Here is a 19,689-nt window from a genome sequence, read left to right as displayed (position 1 = left end):
AATCTCTATCAGTTTAAAATAACCTAAATAAGTTTATGATTTTTATGTACGTTAAAAGGTACGTTTTAAAATAACTGCCAAAAACGGATAAAAAAACGTATCTAAAAGAGGGGCTAAAATGCCACGAAAAGTACCGCCATTAACGGATATGCAAGTTAAGAAGCTCAAACCGCAAGAGAAGCCCTACATCGTAACGGATGGGCAAGGGTTAAGACTGCTTGTTTTAACCGATAAAAAAGTATGGGAATTCATCTATGAAAGCCCCACAGAGCATAAAAGGCGAAAAACCACTTTTGGAACGTACCCTCAAACGTCTCTATTAGAAGCAAGGGAACAAAGAGAAACGTACCTAAAAATGATTCGTAAAGGCATTGACCCTATCGATCAAAAACGTACCCAAAAAATGGAAGATCAAAAAGTACATGAGAGTAACTTCCAAAATGTTGTCAATGGGTGGCTTCAAGCGCAGGAGTATCGTTTAGGTAAAGAGACATTTAAGCGCAAACAAGCCCTCTTTGAAAACTTTGTTATGCCTGTGTTTCAAGGGCGAAATATTGCAGATATTACCCATAAAGAGATTGCTATTCTCTTAGAAGTCAAAGCGCAGCAACATCCCGAAACTGCGCGAAGAATGTACCAATACTTTGATGACCTTTGGCGTTACGCTTGCAGTCGCGAATATTGCGAAGTTAATGTCATTGCAAACATCCACAAAAGAAGCACTTTACCCACTCCAAAGGTCAAACATTACCCCATCATTACAGAGCCAAAGCCACTTAAAGAGCTTATCAATGCCATTTACCGTTATAGTGGGCACGTCAGCATCAAAAATGCGCTCAAATTCGTTTTACATGTACCGTTGCGCGCCTCAAACCTCGTCATGCTCAAATGGGCGCACATCGACTTTGAAAATTGCTCTTTGACCATACCACGCGCCGAAATGAAAAGCAAAAATGCAGACCCAAGAGATTTTACTTTACCGCTTACCGATGAAGCCATAGCCATTTTAAAAGAGCAATATTTATTCACGTCTCACCTTGAATACGTTTTCCACCTCAACGGCTCACACATCAACAAAGAAAGCCCTACAATGGCTTTGAAGCGTTTAGGTTTCAATGATGAGGTAAGCGGACGAAAACAAACCGTTCACAGCTTCAGAGGTACGTTTAGAAGTCTCGCCGACACCTACCAAAGAGAGCATAATTGCAGCTATGAGGCAAAAGAAAAAGCCTTAGATCATGCCGTAGGCGGGAAAACGGAGCGCGCCTACAACCACAAAGCCGATCACTTCAAAGAAATCACTATTCTTTTAAACTGGTGGAGTGGGTACGTTTTGGCGATGGTGGAGAGATAAAATGGAAGAGCTTGAGATTGATCGATTATTTGAAAGCATAAAAGAACTATCACGCTCGATACAAAAATACCTACAATCCGATGAATTACCCAATGTTAAAAAAGAGCTGATTAAAAAAATAGCTTCTTCAATAACTCATAAAAAGATATTTGAAAGTACAAAAGAAGATTTTAACCACATCAAACGCAAAAACCTCGCAAAAGATGAAGAAATGTTTTTAAGAGATTATGTGCTCGACAATAATCCAATCATAGGGGTTATTGAACATACGATAAATCAAATTATTTCATTCAAAGATATTAATTTTTTAGAATTTATCGATGAGCATATAAATCACAGTAAATCACAATATCAAATCATTTCATCCTTGCAACTTTATAACGATTTGGCAGAATTTGCGCATAGTGGTATCGATGAAAAGCATTTTCCTTCTCCTGAAAAATTTAAGAAAAAAGTTGCTGAATTGCAAAAGTTTTCATCTACCATCATAGTCTTAGATAAATTTCCAAAACATCCCTCTCAAGCTATTAGAGAGTTTTTTTTAGGTGCATGTTTTGATTATCCAAGTGAAATTGTCAATAAAACAATTGACAGTACAAAAGCCGTCTTTAAAAGCGAGTATAAAAAAATGCCCCAAATCACCAAAGCACGACAAGAGGAACTTAATCCGTATAATGGAGATGAACGGCAAATGTTAGTGCAAAAATTACATCAAAGTGAAGATAGTTTTTTTAATCTATTACTTGACCGATACCGATCAGAAAATGAAAATAAAAAGACAATTTTTAAAGCCATTGCTGATGGATTAAAACCCGACTCCTAAGAACTAAAAAGTTCGCTTGGTTATCACTTTTATCCGCTTTTTTTGAGACAATAGCCCTATTTGATTGCAACTGAATCTAATACAATACTCTAATGAAATCTCAGGGAGTAGCATTTGTGATTGCTTGTGCAATCGCTAATGTAGCTAAACTACTCCTATAAATCTCAAACGGAGTAACACAATGCCAAAACAAACACTACCACAACGACTTAGAGCCAAACAAGTAGCAGCAGAAAATTCAATAGGTCTTAGTACCGTTTGGCGATACGCAAAACTTGGAAAGCTTACCCCAATCCGTGTAACCGATGGCGTGACTGTCTTTGATCGCGATGAGGTAAACGCTCTCTTTGGTTGTAAAACCTCATCAGGTGAACCAAGATGAATGAGCGACCCAATAGCATTTTCGTCCCAATCGATTATGTCAGAGAGCTAAGAGCATCAGGGCAGATCGACAAGGCGGATGCTTTTTTGACCTACTACGCTGATATGCACGATGACGAGTGGTACGGCTTTCCTTTCTACGCAAAGCGGTGGCACATTGACCCACAAGCAGCGCAACAATGGATTAATGAGTTTTCAAATCAAATCTTCGTCTATTTTTCATCATGTCAAGTCGTAAATGACTTACATTATCAGGCAGTAAATGCAAAAGGAGATAGTCAATGAATAGTACATGAACCCAACCCCTTTAGATGAGGTCGGAGTTGTATTTAAGCACCACAATTCTACCTAAAACCTCATCATAAATCAAACCAGTCAAAAAAGAAAAAGTGCCTCACGGAGGACAATAAAGCTCACTCAAAAAATGGGCTTAAACTAGATGAATCATAAAGGTAAAAAATGGAAAATCAAAACTATAAAGGTCAAGTGCTCAGGCGCTTTTTAAGAGATCTTTTAAGTGGCGAGACCATCGGGGCAAGTGATGGAAAACGCTATGGCGTATCGTGGTTAGCAAACTACGCAACTGAACTACGAGATGGCTATGGTGTAGAAATTGTTTCTATCCCAAAAGGTAAAGGATTGAAGCACTACTACGTCATTAAAAACAAAGAGCACACGCGAAAAATTTTAGCGTTTCTTGACACTCAAGCGAAACAATAAATGACCCAACCCCCGATGAAACTACAAAGCGCATTTATAGCCTTACAAATGGCTAAGAATGACTTTGTAAAAGTATCGGGGCGATTGCCAACTCCTTCACACTTTAGCACATTGCAAGGACTCCATGGGGAGAACGTCATGCTCGTTTATTTGATCAATCAAAATATCAGCACCGCAAAACAGTTTTCATGGCTGAGTACGATTAAACGAGCGTGGCAAGAAAGCCTGGTTGTACCAGTAATTTTTGCCGATGAGGTTTATCTCAATCAACTGACACAAAGTACAGGCATTGTCTATTCACTCCGCGAACTTGCGCAGTTCTTTAAAACTGAATTTGTCACGTTCCCTACGCTTTATTACCCATCAAATAAAAAAGAGCTTTATAGGCGTTTGGTTTGGTATGCCTCACGACTCAACAGCAAGGGATTATTAGAGCGTGATTTGATGAATGCAGCAGCGTTAAAAATGAACGATAAACTCCAAGATAAATACGCATACAAAGAAGCGCTTAAAAAGGCTTCAACGGCTTATCACTACATCAAAGAGAACGCCAAACAAAAGCTCAATAAAAATGAGGTGACAATGAAATTAAAAAAAGGTGGTGAAATAAGAGGATCGCAAAAGAAAGAAGAGCATGCGCACAATATCCAAAGAGTGAAAGAATCATTGCCTTTACATGTAAAAGCAAATGGCACAGTAAACGTGACGGCTTTAGCCGATGCACTTCAACTGAATAGAAAAACTATTCAAAGAATAATGAAAACTCTTTTAGCCGTTTGTTTCTTTGGCTTTATTCATATCAAGCTACTTTTTGGCGTGTACCATAATACCGATAGCTTGAGTCGCACTTTTTTAAAAGTCCATCAATACGAGGTTTTGAGGGGGTTAAATCAGACTAATATTGTCCGAAGTAATGCATTATGTTATACGCATAGCTAAAGTCGCACTTTGAGCTAAATATGATCCGTAAATTTACTCGGTTTCAAATCCGAGTTTTCAAATGTGTAATCTAAACACGCTCTTTTTAGGTAGCCCGATTTTCGTACTTTGCCCAAGCGCAACACATCTATGAGCTTCAATACACTTCAAGGTAACGGCGTAGTGCACTTGTCTATTCTGAAGATAACGACACAGCAATCATAATGGCTTGAAGTTCACAATGTGAACACGGCTCATAAAGAAGCAATAAGGGGTTAAATTTGAACGAACAGGCTTTGAAAACTATCTGAATGCCAAAAGCTCTTAACGTTCAAATTTAAGCGTTTATTGAAAATTCTTTCATTACGATGAGGTGCAATACCATAGGTTCTTCCAACACTTTTCACCGGTAAGGGTAGTGCAAGCCCCAACAGTTGGGCAGTTTGTCGCTTTGCTACTTGCTTAACTTTTACAAACAAATTGTTTGGTAAACATTTTATAAGAGGTAGGGGGCATCAAATCTCTACAGTCTAAAGCCTTCCAACACCGAGTCTGCAGACATCTTTTTACAAAAACCACCATGAAGGGGTGGGCTTATCAGCATAAATCAATACAGTGCTTATTCTTGATAGGCTCTGTGATGGCATGTATGCACAAAATAACAAGAGAAGATGAGAAAAACCTCATCACTTCCAATCAAAAAAATCAAATGTAAAATTATGGGCTTGATGAGCTTTTGGTAGATGCTTCCATTTTTAGAGAGGAAACAGCGGAACGATTCACTGCTCATTGTTTGATCTGATCTCTTAAGCTTCAAATTTAAGTAAATTAACACGACTAAACACTAATTATTGAAAACACAAATTTTCAAGAAAATAAACTATTCAAAACGCCCAAAAATAGGCACTTATAGAATTAAGCTAAAATTATTTAAGGTTATTTGAGATTAAATGAGCTAAAACTAATAAAAAAGTTTAAGAATTGAATTTTTTTGATAGATTTTTGATTTAAGATTACCGTTGAAGCGAGCGGAAAGTCCGCTCCTTTTATTCAGCCATTTTTTGACTTCTATTTTCCCACTTTAAAATTCGTTCTTTATCTCTCACTGCAAACAATCCATCATTAGCAAATTTATCCATGGGAATTGTGAACTCATCTGAAAGCATTATAAGATCATCTTTATATTTTTGCATAGATGGAATAAAGTCATCCACCATCTTTTTATAATGAGATGATACTCTGTGCATTGCCTCTAAAACATTGTTATGATTGATGGTTATTTGTGCGCGCGCTTTTTCGTAGTAAGATACTTTCTCATAAAGTGCCAGTGGTTCTGACATTTCAGCGATTTGCTCAGTTAATGAGGTCACTTGTTTTTTTAATGCCCTATTTTCAAGCTGCAATACTTTTATGTCATCATTTTTTGCCTTACAATTCTCCATCTCTCTTTTGTAGAAAGCAATCTCTTCTTCCATCTGCGATACTAATTTGAGCAACTTACTTTTACCCATGTTTGACCCCTTTTGTCTAAAATGATATAATCAACGTTCAAATAGTCTAAGCTTTTTATGTACGTTTTTGTGTACGTTTACAGTTTGTCAACAAAGCTTAAATACCAATAAATAGTGTTTTTATGGCATTTGTTCGGGAGCTACACCCTCGCCGCTGCAACTATTTTAGGGACTTTGAGACACTTTCTGACAACGAAACTGACAACGATTTGATCACTTTTAGGACACTAAAAGGGTCATTTTGCATCTCTTCAAACGACATAAAATATACTACTTTAAGTGCCTAATTCCTAAAGATTTACACTCAATCATAGGTCTAAATGAGCTTAGATTTTCTCTAAAAACTAAGAGTAAAACTGAAGCCAATCACCTAGCTATTGCTCATACATCCCAATATAACCACCTCTTTTTTCAGTTGAGAAGTTTTATCTATTCAGATGAAGAAAAAGTTACACTCATTAGAGCCGCACTTAAAGGGATACTCAAAGACAAACCTATACAGCCTCTAGTGACTCTTAGAGACCTCTCTGATAAATACTCCAACGATAAAGTCATCACCAACACATGGGCTGACAAGACCCTCAAGGCTTATACATTCGTGTTTAGTGTCTTTTCAATGATCGTAAATGTTGATCGACAGGCTAAAGCCATCACTAGAGATGACCTACAGCACTTCAAAGCTACGCTCGTGCGTTTACCTGTGATGAAGCCTAACTACCTAAGCATGAGTATAAAAAGTATACTAGCTCTAAATCAACCACCACTCAATACCTCAACAGCTCAAAAGTACCTCAGCTATATTGTCTCATTCTTTAAGTGGCTTGAGCTTGAGGGCTACGTTGATAAGTCTGTAGCCACAGGTCTGAGCATCAAAGATGATGAGAATAGTCCATCTAGCAGAGTACCCTACTCTATGGATGACTTAAAGCAACTCTTTCACCATTCTTACATCTACACCACAGGGCTCACTAAAGCCCTCTCAGAGGCTCCTGAGCGTGTCTATATGCCTCTTGTTGCTATGTACCAAGGTATGAGAATAAATGAGATTGCACAACTTTACACAGAAGACATAAGACTCATTGATGGTGTCTATTGTATTGATATTAACAAGAACACTACAGATAAGAAACTCAAGAATAAATCCTCAGCTAGGGTCATCCCTGTGCATCGTAAGCTCATTGAATTAGGCTTCATTGATTATGTTAAGAGTCAAAGGCAACTCAACTGTAAGAGGCTATGGGAACACTTAGAGCTAGGCTTGGAGGGCTATGCTACAAACTACCGCAAGTGGTACGGTGAGTTTAATCGTAAGTATGTCACTAAAGACCCTGACAAAACCTTTCACAGCTTTAGACATCTCCTCACCCACACAATGAAGCAAATATCACTAAGAGGCGACATAGATCACTACGTTATTAAATACCTACTGGGACACTCTGTAGCCAACGACATCACAATGAGTGTCTTATACACATGGGTACAACATGAAGCAACTCTCAGAGGTTCTCAACAAGCTTGAGTATAAAGGGTTAGAGTTAGACATCTTGAGGGAGACTCTAAGCTCTTACAGAGGATAGATTGTCTCTATTTTCTTTAAGGTCTTAGACCAAAATAACACTAAAAGGATAACTTATGGAAATCACACACAATGGAGTAGGCATCACTTTAAACCTTCAAGGCGGTACATCTTTGTATATTGGCAATACTTACGATGAGGCTATCGGTGAGGCGTATATAGAAGACATCTCAAGCCCTGAAGCAGTGAAGGTCATGGAAAAGGTAAAGGAGTTGAATAAAGTCGTCTCAGAGGCTCTCACAGAGCTGTTACCACTAGCGAGGCAGTAAGGCGGTGATAGGGTGAGGTTAAGGGTGTTGCAATATGCGACATCCTTTAAGTTGTTCTGTATCAATCAATATGAGAAGATGTTACAATAGCATAAATAGAGATTATGGGAGGGGTTATGGAATGTCCTATTTGTAAAAATACACACGAACAGACTAAGGTTTACAGTAACTTAAGTGGTCGTGACGCTTACAATGTTGATTGCTATTACTGTTTGTCTTATGAAGTGAGTGGTTCACTATTTCATTCGTTAAAATACTTTGATTTTCCACACACTGCTTCAAGTTGGATAAGAGAAGAAAATTCACAAGGCTCAATTCCAACTTTTATGTCTGATGAGATAGAAAAACTTCGTACAATGCCTGATTTGAAAATATCTCAAAAATACGAAAGATTTATTAAGTATATTTGTGCACATGATGGTGAGCATTATTCCAATGCATCTCAAAGATTAATGGTGATTTGTTGGTGTAAAGATAATCTTGAGTTAGATACTTTATTTCGTAAAGCAGAAGCTAATAAACATCTTTTCATAGAACGAGATAAAGACGGACAGTATTTTCCACCTTTAAGTACATATGATGCTAGAGAATTTGTTGAAAATCTTGGATATAAGACAAACTCAAACAAAATCTTTATGGCTTTTCATTTTACAAGTGAGATGAATAAACAGTTTGAAGCTACAGTCAAAAGAGCTGTATTAGATGCTTCAAATGGAAAACTGGAAGCTGTGAGAGTCAGCTCAAGCACTACTGAACATGACACAAAGATTGATGATGAATTAATCTCTATGATCAAAGCATCTAAAGCAGTAATAGCAGATTTTACAGGACAACGTAATGCTGTATACTATGAAGCAGGTTATGCCATGGGGATGGGTATTCCTGTGATATGGACTTGTAGAGCTTCTGATGTTGGTAAATTAAGTTTTGACACTAGACAGTATCCTCATATTGTTTGGGAAAATGAAGAAGACCTGTACACGCAAGTTAGTAATAGGATAAAAGCTAAAATTCTATGACACGATAGAAGGACATGTAAGAATTAAATAAGGTCGTCTCCACAGGCTCTCACAGAGCTGGTACCACTAGTGAAACAGTATGAGGAAACGTTAGAGTGAATTAAGCGGGCAGGCTTTAGGTGTCTATGCTCTCTTATTTAGTAATCTATAACTCTAAAGGTAATATTATTGCAAATATTAAGACTACAAAGGAGGATATGACATGATGACTTGTTGTATTTGTAAAAGCACGGTAGGGCATGAAATGACAGATGAAACACTTTTTATTAAATGTGATGTATGTGGTCACTATAAAATATCTACTGAGCAATATGAAAAACTTAGTTTGAAGCGTGAAAGTTTTTATACTTTTTCTTCAAGATTACGTGAAATATATAATGAATTACTTTTTATTTCAGCGCACCCCGATGAAGTTAATATGGAAAAACTAAATGACATGATACTACAGCTGATGCCAACATTTTTAGTATCAAAATCAGTCTTATTGGATGAACACCTTATTGAACAACTACTGCTCACTAAAGATAAACTGATTAAAGAAAAATACATTTTATTTCTACAATATTTATACAAAAAGTATAAGTTTGAAGAGTTTATAACACTTAGATCTGATAAAGAGGCAATAGCCGTAAGTTGGTGTGAAAATAATAAAGAATTTGAAACGCTTATAAATAAAGCTATTAAAGAGGATCATATCATGGTTGTAGACAAAAGTAAAACACCTCCATATTATACTTTAACATTTGATGGTATAGCTTTTCTTCAAGAACAGGAAAATACTAAAAATATCTGAAAGGTCACATCTAAACACCGCCACGTGAAGAATCCCCCCCATAGCCCCCTCATTTCTCAGTAGATGTCACCCTGTGTAAGCCTGTTTTATCTCTTCAAGGCGACTCATAGTACCTCTTGAACGCTTCCTACAGCTCACAGGCTAGTGTCATACTTTGACTTCTCATTGATCTCTTAGTATTGCACAGTCTATTAATTCTTAACCATGAAAAATGCTTACATGTAAAGTATCAACTTGAACAGATACAGCAGTTTAAAAAAGCACTCTTGCCATAAATATTTGTGTAAAAAATCAAAAAAATGACTCATTTCCAAAATACTTGGGTAAAATAATGAAAAAATTACCCATATTTATAATACATGGGTAATTTGCTACAAAAATGACGCACATCAAAGGGGTTTCATGGCTGATGAGTACATTCCCGCACCGCTTCCACTTTCCATCGAGCTAGAGACAAAAGAGATTCTTAAAAAAGTCATCAGCGCCAATCGTGCCTTGGCTGAACTCAAAGGCGTGGCGAACTCCATCCCCAATCAGCACATCTTGATCAATGCCCTCTCTTTGCAAGAAGCCAAAGACTCTTCGGAGATTGAAAACATCATCACAACGCACGATGAATTGTACCGTGCGAGTGTGAGCAGTGCCGCTATCTCTCAACAAGCCAAAGAGGTGCAACGCTACCGTGAAGCACTTTATACGGGGTTTTCGTTGATCGGGGAGCATCGTTTATTGCTCAAAAAACATATCATCGAGATTCAAAAAGTGTTAGAGGGCAACGATGCGGGTATGCGTTATCAAAGCGGAACGGTTCTTAAAAATGAACAGAGCGGCGAAGTCGTTTTTATGCCACCGCAAAATCCACAAACCATCCATGAGCTGATGGATAATTTGGAACAGTACATCAACACGCCCAAGCTCGATGAGCTTGATGCGCTCATCAAAATGGCGATTGTGCATTATCAGTTTGAAGCGATTCACCCTTTTTACGATGGCAACGGCAGAACGGGGCGCATCGTCAATATCCTTTTCCTGATGCTCAGTGGGCTTTTAGACATACCCATTTTGTATCTTAGCTCCTACATCATCAAAAACAAGTCAGAGTATTACCGTCTTTTAAGAGCTGTGAGTAGCGAGGGAGCATGGCAAGAGTGGGTGCTTTATATGCTTGAGGGCGTAGAACAAACAGCGCAAAAGAGCATCGTGCTTATCAATGCCATCAATGCAACCATGCAAGAGAGCAAAGAGGTCATTTTAAAAGCCTTGCCAAAACTCTACTCCAAAGAGTTGTTGGAGTTGCTTTTCAAACATCCCTACACCAAAATCAACTTTTTAGTCGAAGAGCTTGGCATCACACGCAAAACTGCCGCAAGCTACCTCAAAGCGTTGGAAGAGATAGGCATATTGGCGAGTGAAAAAAAAGGCAGAGAAGTCTATTTTATCAATAAGCGTTTATTTGAACTGCTTAAAAACAGCCATAGTTAAGGACTAAAGTCATGAACACAAAAGAGCCTCTAACGCGCTACAACATCAAACTTCCGCATGAGCTTGGCAAAGTGGTTTATGTGCAATCATTTGACATCAAAAAGCGCATACGCTCAGAGCTTGGTGTGCGCATTGCGCAACTTCTTTTTTGCGGTTTTGGCTTTGCTATCTCTTTGGTGATGCTCTACAGTGGGTGGCAAAAAGAAGATGTCTGGCATGGGCTTATCGGTGCTTTGTTTTTCCCATTTTTCTTTATGATTGTTCTGCTTTTAAAGGATTTGTTACGCACAACGCTTATCGTTGTATGCGATAAAGGCATCGCTCGCTTTACGTTAAGCTATGCACTTAAAATCTGCCAAAGTGAGTTTTTTTACTTCAAAGACGCAACGCACTGCACGCAAGAAGAAGGGTTTGTTGACCCACACAGCCCTGTCAGTAAAAAAGGCTACCGCTTCACAACAACGTGGTTTAATGAAACACGAAAATGCTTTAGCATCAGCTATCTTAGAGAAAATGAAATAGAGGGTTTTCATCCCGATAAAGAGGCAGCAAAAATAGGACGAGAAGCCTATAGACTCTTTTGCGCTCGAAGCCACGCATAATGTGGCTTGCCTGACTCCTTTATACTTTACATGTAAAGAGTTGACGCACTCTTAATTGACACTATTTTCTTGCTTCTCGACGCCACTTCGTATAATGTCTATGCCGTACTTATCGCGAAGTTTGGTTAGTTTTTCTGACAACCGTTTTGACTTCTCATCAGCTTCTACATGTAAAAGTGAAAACGTCTTGGTTTGTGTGGGTGTGACAAAGTTGGAGAGTGCTAAACCTAGATGTAAAATGCCATAATGTGAATGGGTATCGAGCGTTGCAAACATCTGAATAACCCACTCACGGTAGACACTCTCACTAAAAGAGCGATCAAGCGTTTGGGAGCTTTTAGATGAAACACCATTTTCGTATCGCAGATAAAAATAGTAGGTCGTAGGGTGCAGATCCAGTTTAGCAATGGTGTAGGAGAGATGACGAGAGAGAATGATAGCGCGGCGCAACACCTCATCACGGTTGTTTATGACATGAAAATTACGTGAAATGCCGATGGAACGACGATCTCGTTTGGTGACCACAGGCTCGTTGTCAACCCCACTGATGCGTGCGATCAGGTCTTTGCCGATAGTTCCCCAACCGGATACCAACTTATGATGCTCTAGCACTTCCCCTAACGTTTCGATGCCATAACTGGCAAATTTTTTCTGAAGCACGCGCCCGATGCCTGGAAAACTCTCAATGGGCATGGAAGCAACAAAAGAGGCAATCTCATTTTTAGGAACGAGTGTTAGTCCATAGGGTTTGCGAAAATCTGTCGCAAGCTTTGCGATCCATTTGGAACTTGAAGCCCCAATGGAGATGGGCAGATCAAATTTCTCCAAAATCTCTTTTTGAATAGAAGCCATAAAAGCATGTGTCTCCTCCTCCTTCACCCAGCCCTTCAAGTCACCCCAAAACTCATCAATACTGTACTGCTCCAAGATGGGAATTTTGGTCTGTAAAAAGGCTTTGAGCTGGGTGGAAAGCAGTTGGTAAAAAAGATGATCACTAGGCACAATAAGCAGTTTGGGACACATCGCCAACGCATCACGAAGCGAAGTGCCTGTTTTGATGCCGTACTTTTTAGCTTCGTAACTTTTAGCAATGACGATGCCATGCACCCTGCCTTTTTCATCCAGAAACTCATTTTTCCATGCGTTTTTATCAAACCCGTTGAACTCTTTTTTGTGTTGGATCAGCCCATTGAAACCACCCACCGACTCGGTGATGAGACTCTGTGTATCTTTGATGCTAAAGATTTGAGTGTCGCCGCTTTTGCACACAACAACGGGCTTCCCTTTCAAAAAAGGGGTTCGTGTACGTTCAGCAGAGACAAAAAAACAGTCCAAATCCAGATGAATAATCACATCAAACCTTTTTACATGTAAAGATAAAAACAGTATAGATAAATTTCAAAAAAAGTTTCAAAAGTATTTCACTATGAAATTTGTAAACTAAAATCCCATAAGTAGAGTATAATTATTGATACAAGAAAACCTTCTAATCATGCTGCGAAGGAAGTCCCATGTTTGAATACAGACGTTTTTTTGACACACTTACACTCTCTTTTCTTCCCAAACATCTCAAAGCGATTAAAGAAAATATTTCTGAACCACAAGTCAATACCAATACCCTCAAAGAACTCGCAACGTGCTCCAAAGATACACTCTTTTCACTGCTAAAAAGTTCTGAAAAGGGGCTCAGTCAACACGAAGTCAGAAAAAGAACAGCCGAGTTTGGCAAAAATATTATCTCTGAAAATAAAAAAACCAATCTTTTCCTTCTCTTGTATGACAACCTCAAAAGTCCTTTAACACTTATGCTCATTGTACTTGCCAGCGTCTCATTTTATTTGAATGATCTAAGAACCGCTACGGTTATCAGCAGTATGACCATGCTGAGTGTTGCACTCTCTTCTCTTCAAGAACTTCGCTCAAGCAAGGCGGCTGAGAAGTTAAGCAATATGGTCTCCTCCTCCGTAGCCGTGCTTCGAAGAGATGACGATAACGCTTTAGAGGCAAAAAATATTTTTGATATGAAAATACATGAAGTACTTGCGCAAATGGTGGAACTTCCTATCAAGGACATCGTCCCAGGGGACATTGTGCATCTAAGTGTGGGAGATATTATCCCCGCAGATCTTCGAATTATAAGCTCCAAAGACCTTTTTTTAAACCAAGCCTCTCTCACAGGCGAAGCCATGCCTGTGAAAAAATTTGCCATCAATGAACCTTACACGCTTGATTCCATGCTTGATGCTCACAACATTTGCTTTATGGGATCTAGCATCGAAAGCGGTGCGGCTATCGGCATCGTCTGTACTACGGGGAAACAAACCTATCTTGGCTCCATCGCTAAGACCATAGAAAGTGCGGCAGAGCCTACAAGTTTTGATATAGGCATTCAAAAAATCACATGGCTCATGCTCAAATTTATGTTTGTCATGGTACCTGTTGTGATGCTTCTCAATGGTTTTTTAAAACACGATTGGATGGGAGCGTTTTTATTTGGACTCTCTGTTGCGGTAGGACTCGCACCTGAGATGCTACCAATGATTGTCACGGTCAACCTAGGCAAAGGTGCCCTTGCCCTTGCCAAACAGAAAGTCATTGTTAAAAAACTCAGCGCCATTCAAAATTTTGGGGCAATGGATGTTTTATGCACCGATAAGACAGGAACGCTCACCCAAAACAAAATCATTCTTGCCCACCATGTAGAAGCCAGCGGCAAAGAGAGTTTGCATGTTTTAGAACTCGCTTACCTCAACAGCTTCCACCAAACGGGGCTCAAAAATCTTTTAGATCGCGTTGTGCTTGAACATACAGAGATTGAGTCCCTTGCCAAAAATGAATTTCCACATAAGATAGATGAAATTCCCTTTGATTTCCACCGTAAAAAGATGTCTGTTGTTCTTGAAAAGTCTGACAATACGCATCTACTCATCACGAAAGGTGCTGTTGAAGAAACCCTAAATATCTGTGCGTTTGTTGAGAAAGACGGTGAAGTTTTACCTTTTGATAAAAGTATGCACGATGCCATTTTTACTCTGGTGAATGACTATAACATGGATGGCTTTAGGGTCATCGCCGTTGCCTATAAACCCATACCAAATTCGCAACAAGCCTATACCATAGAAGACGAATCCCAAATGATTCTTGCAGGCTTTATGGCATTTTTAGATCCACCCAAAGAGAGTGCGCAAGAAGCGATCAAAACGCTTAATGAATACGGTATCTGCATCAAAGTCTTAACAGGCGATAATGAAGTTGTCAGCCAAAAAGTGTGCAAAGATGTCGGGCTTACGGTCATGAAAATTTACAAAGGCTCAGATATTGACACGATGGATGACAAAACACTCAAAGTTGCTGTCGAAGAAGCTACGATCTTTGCTAAACTCTCACCAGATCATAAAGCAAGAATTGTTACAGCTCTTCGTAAAAATGGTCATACGGTTGGCTTTTTAGGCGATGGGATCAACGATGCTCCAGCCCTCAAAGTAGCCGATGTGGGTATCTCGGTCAATACCGCTGTGGATATAGCCAAAGAGACTGCGGACATCATCTTGCTAAAACAAAGCCTTCGTGTTTTAGCCCAAGGTGTGATACTGGGAAGAAAAGTGTTTGCCAATATTATCAAATACATCAAAATGGGCGCAAGTTCCAATTACGGCAATATGTTTAGTATGGTAGGAGCCAGTGCGATTTTGCCTTTTATTCCGATGCACCCTATTCAAATTGTAACCAATAACTTTTTATACGACCTCTCCCAATCCACTACGCCAACCGACAATGTGGATGAAGAGCTGATTAAAAGCCCCCGAAAATGGGATATTGCGGATATTAAAAACTTTATGCTCATCGTTGGTCCTACGAGTTCGGTCTTTGACTATATTACATTTGGCGTGATGATTTTTATGTTTGACGCATGGAGTCATGAAGCACTGTTTCAAACAGGCTGGTTTGTGGAGTCTCTCATCTCACAAACGCTTATCATTCACATCATTCGAACGAACAAAATTCCGTTTTTTCAAAGTAGTGCGAGTTTACCTGTTATTTTGATGACAAGCAGCATTATGTGCCTTGGTATTTGGTTGCCATTTTCACCGTTTGCGCCTACTCTTGGGCTGGTTGCTCTACCTGTTGGTTATTGGAGTGTCCTCATCGTGATGATGATTGGTTATCTATTTCTAACACAAAGCGTTAAAATGTACTATATTAAAAAATTTACAAAAGAATAATCTGGATTCTTTAACGCTCTAGAACAAACATGTAACAAATTGTTTAAAAAACTTAGATAGAATTCCGAACATAGAAATAAACCTCATAAAAGAAAGGACGCAGCATGGACGATCATCCCAGCTCTCGTAAAGTCTGCTCATTTCTTGGTGGTTTGTTTGTGCCCTGCAAAAAATTTTAAATCAGCCGACTCAAAACATTAAACCACCTTCTTTAAAATAATAAGAAGGAACTACCCATGTTCAAATATGATTACTTTTTTCATACCTTAGTGCCTGCATTTTTGCCCAAAAATTTCAAGGCTTCAAAGCAAAATATTACAAGCACCCAGTCAAGTACCACCAAACTCAAAGAGTTCGCGACCTGCTCTAAAGAGGAACTATTTGCAAAGCTCAATAGCTCTGAAAAAGGACTAAGCCAGCATGAGGCACACAAACGCATTTCAGAATTTGGTGCCAATATTATTTCTGAAAATAAAAAAGCTAACCCATTTGTCGTTGTCTTTGAAAACATCAAAAATCCATTGACGCTGATGCTCATCGTGCTCGCCACTGTTTCACTCTACATGGATGACATACGAACAGCCATTGTCGTTGGTGGCATGACACTTTTGAGTGTGGCTTTATCCTCCGTGCAAGAACTTCGTTCCAGTAAAGCGGCTGAAAAGTTGAGTGGCATGGTCTCTTCGACCGCTACGGTACTTAGGCAAGATGAAGAGTCTATTTCGAAGGAGAGTACAACTCAGCCTTATTCTCAAACAATTGAAATGCCTATTAAAGACGTAGTGCCAGGAGACATCGTTCATCTTAGTGCTGGAGACATCATTCCAGCAGACCTTAGAATCCTCAGCGCAAAAGACCTTTTCGTCAATCAAGCTTCTTTAACAGGTGAAGCGATGCCAGTCGAAAAAGTTGCGATGAACGAGCATCACGAGATTGAATCTATGCTTGGGGCATACAATATCTGTTTTATGGGCTCTAGTATTGAGAGTGGAACGGCAATTGGTATGGTGTGTACCACAGGAAAAGAGACTTATCTAGGCTCTATTGCTAAGGTGATTGAGAGTGCGGCGGAACCAACAAGCTTCGATATAGGCATCAAAAAATTCACATGGCTCATGCTTCGGTTTATGTTTGTGATGGTTCCTGTCGTTATGCTAGTCAATGGCTTTTTAAAAGGCGACTGGATGGGTGCGTTTTTATTTGGACTCTCCGTTGCCGTAGGACTTGCCCCTGAAATGTTACCCATGATCGTCACGGTCAATCTAAGCAAAGGTGCATTTGCGTTATCAAAACAAAAAGTCATTGTCAAAAAACTGAGCGCTATTCAAAATTTTGGCGCGATGGATGTTTTATGCACCGACAAAACAGGCACGCTCACACAAGATAAAATCATACTCGAACAGCATGTCAATGTTAATGGTGAAGAGTGTGACCACGTTTTGGAACTGGCTTACTTAAATAGCTTTCATCAAACGGGCTTAAAAAATCTTCTTGACGTTGCTGTTCTTGAGCACTCTGAAATCGAAGGATTAGCAAAAAACGAATTTCCTAACAAAATTGATGAAATTCCTTTTGATTTTAACCGCAAAAGAATGTCTGTTGTAGTCGGTAAAACTGATAATTCGCATCTGCTTATCACCAAAGGCGCTGTTGAAGAGATGGTCAAAGTCTGTACCCATGTTGAAAAAAATGGCGAGATTTTACCCTTAGATACCACCATGCACAGTGATATTTTTAACCTCGTCAACGACTACAACAACGATGGGTTTAGGGTTATTGCGGTTGCCTATAAAAACATCCCAAGTTCACAACAAGCCTATGCAATCCAAGATGAATCGGAGATGATCTTAGCAGGGTTTATGTCATTTCTTGACCCTCCAAAAGATAGCGCACGCGAGGCAATAAAAATTTTGAATGAATATGGGGTGTCTGTCAAAGTTCTCACAGGCGACAATGAACTCGTTACCAAAAAAATCTGTAAAGATGTAGGGCTTGATATTACAGCTATCTATAAAGGCTCAGATATTGATGCTATGAATGAAGATGAACTCAAAATTGCCGTTGAAAAAGCCAATGTTTTTGCCAAACTCTCTCCTGATAATAAAGCACGAATTGTCAGTGCGCTAAGACAAAACAACCATACCGTTGGGTTTATGGGTGATGGTATCAATGATGCTCCCGCACTCAAACTCGCCGACGTGGGTATCTCGGTCGATACGGCGGTTGATATTGCTAAAGAGACCGCTGACATCATTTTACTTGAACGAAGTCTGCTTGTTTTAGAGCAAGGGGTATTGCTGGGAAGAAAAGTCTTTGCAAACATCATTAAATACATCAAAATGGGTTCAAGTTCAAACTACGGCAATATGTTTAGCGTCGTGGGAGCAAGTGCCATTTTGCCTTTCATACCGATGCACCCGATTCAAATTGTGACCAATAACTTTTTGTACGATCTCTCTCAGTCCACAACACCAACCGATCATGTCGATGATGAACTTATCAAAAGCCCTAAAAAATGGGATATTGCCGATATTAAAAACTTTATGCTCATCGTTGGACCAACGAGTTCTGTTTTTGATTATATTACCTTTGGTGTGATGATTTATGTGTTTGATGCGTGGCATAATGAGGCACTCTTTCAAACAGGCTGGTTTGTGGAGTCTCTCATTTCCCAAACACTTATTGTGCATATTATTCGAACCAACAAAATTCCATTTTTTCAAAGTACAGCAAGTTTGCCTGTTATTTTGATGACAAGCACCATTATGTGTCTTGGCATTTGGCTACCCTTTTCACCGTTTGCTCCAACGTTAGGACTTGTTGCGTTGCCTGCTGAATACTGGAGTATCTTAGGTGTGATGATGATTGGGTATATCTTTCTAACACAAAGCGTTAAAATGTACTATATTAAAAAATTTGCTAGAATTTGAAAAAATAAACGTAAAGAGGTAAGAATTGGGAAATTTCACACAAGAAATTGAGATGGAAGAAGAGAGTTCATTAAAGTCTAAAAGAGCTGCAAAAAAAAGCATTTGGGTCAGCGCTTTTGTCAATCTCTGGTTATCCATTGCACAAATTGCCATTGGTATACTATCGGGTTCGCAAGGTTTGATTGCCGATGGTGTTCACTCTTTATCCGATCTAGGCGCTGACTTTGTAGCGCTTGTCGCAACATGGAAAAGCCAAAAGAAGGCAGATACAGACTACCATTATGGTTACAAACGTTATGAAAATTTAGCCTCTATGATTTTAGGTGGTTTGCTTTTGGTTGTAGGTATTGGCATGATCTGGTCTGCTGTTCATAAATTGCAAACGCCTGAATCTATTCCAACAGTGCATCTAATAGCACTTTGGACGGCTCTTGGCGCTCTTATGGCTAAAGAGTTACTTTTCCGCTATATGCTCTCTGTTGCGCAAAAAGTAAAATCGAGCATGCTGATTGCCAATGCTTGGCATGCAAGATCAGACGCTGCATCTTCCTTGGTTGTAGCTATAGGTATCGTAGGGAATCTCGCGGGTTATCCTATTCTTGATCCGATTGCTGCTTTAATCGTTGGGTTTGTGGTCAGTAAAATGGGATGGAAATTTTTATGGGACGCAACGCAAGATTTATTGGATCGCTCCGTCAGCGAAGAACAAGTGGCTTCTATTGCTGCTGAAATTTCTGCGACACCTGGTGTGATTGGCTTTCATGAATTAAAAACACGCAAAGCAGGCGATATGATTTTAGCCGATGTTCATTTAGATATAGATGGCTCCATTACCGTTGCAGAAGGTCATGCGATTGCAAAGAGCGTCAAGGCAAATGTAATGTCAAAACATCCTGTACTTTACATCATGATCCACGTGGATCCTGTATTTAATCAATAATCAGTAAAGTTACCAAGTTTTTTGCTCATTGACTTTTTATTTACTAAAGGTTAATAACACGTTTAATCTATTCGTCTATACTTTCATTACCAAGACAATTACCTCCTTTTTGTGTTGAAAACTCAATCACTTTAAAAGATGCACTCAG

Annotated in this window: 17 protein-coding genes and 1 pseudogene; 16 read left to right on the top strand and 2 right to left on the bottom strand. The window is 39.2% G+C overall.

The genetic code is table 11. The features are described from left to right. Nucleotides 1–118: 118 nt before the first annotated feature. The 6 genes from N0B29_RS11415 to N0B29_RS11390 all read left to right on the top strand — a co-directional run bounded on the left by N0B29_RS11415 (nucleotide 119) and on the right by N0B29_RS11390 (nucleotide 4,217). Nucleotides 119–1,354 carry a tyrosine-type recombinase/integrase gene (locus tag N0B29_RS11415; RefSeq protein ID WP_263833860.1) on the top strand — a complete coding sequence of 412 codons (1,236 nt, stop codon included), beginning with the start codon at nucleotides 119–121 and terminating at the stop codon, nucleotides 1,352–1,354. Nucleotide 1,355: 1 nt separating this feature from the next. Then, nucleotides 1,356–2,177, top strand: coding sequence for a hypothetical protein (locus tag N0B29_RS11410; RefSeq protein WP_263833859.1), 822 nt, complete (start codon nucleotides 1,356–1,358; stop codon nucleotides 2,175–2,177). 181 nt (nucleotides 2,178–2,358) lie between these two features. Beyond that, entirely contained in the window at nucleotides 2,359–2,559 is a 201-nt protein-coding gene (locus tag N0B29_RS11405; RefSeq protein ID WP_263833858.1) for a helix-turn-helix transcriptional regulator, read from the top strand. Continuing rightward, a complete protein-coding gene (locus N0B29_RS11400; protein WP_263833857.1) occupies nucleotides 2,556–2,843 on the top strand; it encodes a hypothetical protein in 288 nt (95 codons plus the stop codon). Before N0B29_RS11405 ends, N0B29_RS11400 begins: the two co-directional genes overlap by 4 nt. A gap of 174 nt (nucleotides 2,844–3,017) precedes the next feature. Next, a complete protein-coding gene (locus N0B29_RS11395; RefSeq protein ID WP_263833856.1) occupies nucleotides 3,018–3,278 on the top strand; it encodes a hypothetical protein in 261 nt (86 codons plus the stop codon). Between the two features lie 15 nt (nucleotides 3,279–3,293). Continuing rightward, nucleotides 3,294–4,217 carry a hypothetical protein gene (locus N0B29_RS11390; protein WP_263833855.1) on the top strand — a complete coding sequence of 308 codons (924 nt, stop codon included), beginning with the start codon at nucleotides 3,294–3,296 and terminating at the stop codon, nucleotides 4,215–4,217. Nucleotides 4,218–5,242: 1,025 nt separating this feature from the next. Here N0B29_RS11390 and N0B29_RS11385 read toward each other — a convergent pair. After that, the gene (locus tag N0B29_RS11385; RefSeq protein ID WP_263833854.1) at nucleotides 5,243–5,707 is read right to left on the bottom strand and encodes a hypothetical protein; all 465 of its coding nucleotides are present in this window, start codon (nucleotides 5,705–5,707) and stop codon (nucleotides 5,243–5,245) included. Nucleotides 5,708–5,948: 241 nt separating this feature from the next. Here N0B29_RS11385 and N0B29_RS13040 point away from each other — a divergent pair. The 7 genes and pseudogenes from N0B29_RS13040 to N0B29_RS11355 form a co-directional block, all read left to right on the top strand. Beyond that, a pseudogene (locus N0B29_RS13040) lies at nucleotides 5,949–6,116 on the top strand (DUF6538 domain-containing protein); the annotation flags it as partial. 6 nt (nucleotides 6,117–6,122) lie between these two features. Next, entirely contained in the window at nucleotides 6,123–7,226 is a 1,104-nt protein-coding gene (locus tag N0B29_RS11380) for a site-specific integrase (protein ID WP_263833853.1), read from the top strand. A gap of 113 nt (nucleotides 7,227–7,339) precedes the next feature. Next, nucleotides 7,340–7,552, top strand: a complete 213-nt coding sequence (locus tag N0B29_RS11375) for a hypothetical protein (RefSeq protein WP_263833852.1) — start codon at nucleotides 7,340–7,342, stop codon at nucleotides 7,550–7,552. Nucleotides 7,553–7,668: 116 nt separating this feature from the next. Further along, nucleotides 7,669–8,571, top strand: a complete 903-nt coding sequence (locus N0B29_RS11370; RefSeq protein WP_263833851.1) for a TIR domain-containing protein — start codon at nucleotides 7,669–7,671, stop codon at nucleotides 8,569–8,571. A 202-nt stretch (nucleotides 8,572–8,773) separates the two neighbouring features. Further along, nucleotides 8,774–9,364, top strand: coding sequence for a hypothetical protein (locus N0B29_RS11365; RefSeq protein WP_263833850.1), 591 nt, complete (start codon nucleotides 8,774–8,776; stop codon nucleotides 9,362–9,364). A gap of 402 nt (nucleotides 9,365–9,766) precedes the next feature. Further along, nucleotides 9,767–10,846 (top strand): Fic family protein, encoded by a 1,080-nt coding sequence (locus N0B29_RS11360; RefSeq protein ID WP_263833849.1) that lies wholly within the window; start codon nucleotides 9,767–9,769, stop codon nucleotides 10,844–10,846. Between the two features lie 11 nt (nucleotides 10,847–10,857). Beyond that, the gene (locus N0B29_RS11355) at nucleotides 10,858–11,448 is read left to right on the top strand and encodes a hypothetical protein (RefSeq protein ID WP_263833848.1); all 591 of its coding nucleotides are present in this window, start codon (nucleotides 10,858–10,860) and stop codon (nucleotides 11,446–11,448) included. Between the two features lie 51 nt (nucleotides 11,449–11,499). Here N0B29_RS11355 and N0B29_RS11350 read toward each other — a convergent pair whose 3' ends face one another. After that, nucleotides 11,500–12,801 carry a DNA polymerase Y family protein gene (locus tag N0B29_RS11350; RefSeq protein WP_263833847.1) on the bottom strand — a complete coding sequence of 434 codons (1,302 nt, stop codon included), beginning with the start codon at nucleotides 12,799–12,801 and terminating at the stop codon, nucleotides 11,500–11,502. Nucleotides 12,802–12,959: 158 nt separating this feature from the next. On the opposite strand from N0B29_RS11350, the gene mgtA (N0B29_RS11345) reads away from it, so the two are divergent. The 3 genes from mgtA (N0B29_RS11345) (at nucleotide 12,960) to N0B29_RS11335 (ending at nucleotide 19,541) form a co-directional block, all read left to right on the top strand. Continuing rightward, nucleotides 12,960–15,671, top strand: coding sequence for a magnesium-translocating P-type ATPase (gene mgtA, locus N0B29_RS11345; protein WP_263833846.1), 2,712 nt, complete (start codon nucleotides 12,960–12,962; stop codon nucleotides 15,669–15,671). Between the two features lie 236 nt (nucleotides 15,672–15,907). Continuing rightward, nucleotides 15,908–18,601: a magnesium-translocating P-type ATPase gene (mgtA, locus tag N0B29_RS11340; protein WP_263833845.1), complete on the top strand. Its 2,694-nt coding sequence runs from the start codon at nucleotides 15,908–15,910 to the stop codon at nucleotides 18,599–18,601. Between the two features lie 25 nt (nucleotides 18,602–18,626). After that, entirely contained in the window at nucleotides 18,627–19,541 is a 915-nt protein-coding gene (locus N0B29_RS11335) for a cation diffusion facilitator family transporter (protein ID WP_263833844.1), read from the top strand. Nucleotides 19,542–19,689: the final 148 nt, after the last annotated feature.

This window comes from Sulfurospirillum oryzae, assembly GCF_025770725.1.
GTDB classification, from domain to species: Bacteria; Campylobacterota; Campylobacteria; order Campylobacterales; family Sulfurospirillaceae; genus Sulfurospirillum; species Sulfurospirillum oryzae.
The sequence above is the reverse complement of the archived record's forward strand: the minus strand, read 5'-3'. Positions and strand labels throughout refer to the sequence as shown.

Excerpts from the sequence above, each read along its gene's own strand:
- N0B29_RS11395 (WP_263833856.1), top strand. The coding sequence starts at position 3,018 with ATGGAAAATCAAAACTATAAAGGTCAAGTGCTCAGGCGCTTTTTAAGA.
- N0B29_RS11385 (WP_263833854.1), bottom strand. The coding sequence starts at position 5,707 with ATGGGTAAAAGTAAGTTGCTCAAATTAGTATCGCAGATGGAAGAAGAG.
- N0B29_RS11365 (WP_263833850.1), top strand. The coding sequence starts at position 8,774 with ATGATGACTTGTTGTATTTGTAAAAGCACGGTAGGGCATGAAATGACA.
- mgtA (WP_263833845.1), top strand. The coding sequence starts at position 15,908 with ATGTTCAAATATGATTACTTTTTTCATACCTTAGTGCCTGCATTTTTG.
- N0B29_RS11360 (WP_263833849.1), top strand. The coding sequence starts at position 9,767 with ATGGCTGATGAGTACATTCCCGCACCGCTTCCACTTTCCATCGAGCTA.
- mgtA (WP_263833846.1), top strand. The coding sequence starts at position 12,960 with ATGTTTGAATACAGACGTTTTTTTGACACACTTACACTCTCTTTTCTT.
- N0B29_RS11375 (WP_263833852.1), top strand. The coding sequence starts at position 7,340 with ATGGAAATCACACACAATGGAGTAGGCATCACTTTAAACCTTCAAGGC.
- N0B29_RS11405 (WP_263833858.1), top strand. The coding sequence starts at position 2,359 with ATGCCAAAACAAACACTACCACAACGACTTAGAGCCAAACAAGTAGCA.
- N0B29_RS11390 (WP_263833855.1), top strand. The coding sequence starts at position 3,294 with ATGAAACTACAAAGCGCATTTATAGCCTTACAAATGGCTAAGAATGAC.
- N0B29_RS11410 (WP_263833859.1), top strand. The coding sequence starts at position 1,356 with ATGGAAGAGCTTGAGATTGATCGATTATTTGAAAGCATAAAAGAACTA.
- N0B29_RS11355 (WP_263833848.1), top strand. The coding sequence starts at position 10,858 with ATGAACACAAAAGAGCCTCTAACGCGCTACAACATCAAACTTCCGCAT.
- N0B29_RS11370 (WP_263833851.1), top strand. The coding sequence starts at position 7,669 with ATGGAATGTCCTATTTGTAAAAATACACACGAACAGACTAAGGTTTAC.
- N0B29_RS11400 (WP_263833857.1), top strand. The coding sequence starts at position 2,556 with ATGAATGAGCGACCCAATAGCATTTTCGTCCCAATCGATTATGTCAGA.
- N0B29_RS11415 (WP_263833860.1), top strand. The coding sequence starts at position 119 with ATGCCACGAAAAGTACCGCCATTAACGGATATGCAAGTTAAGAAGCTC.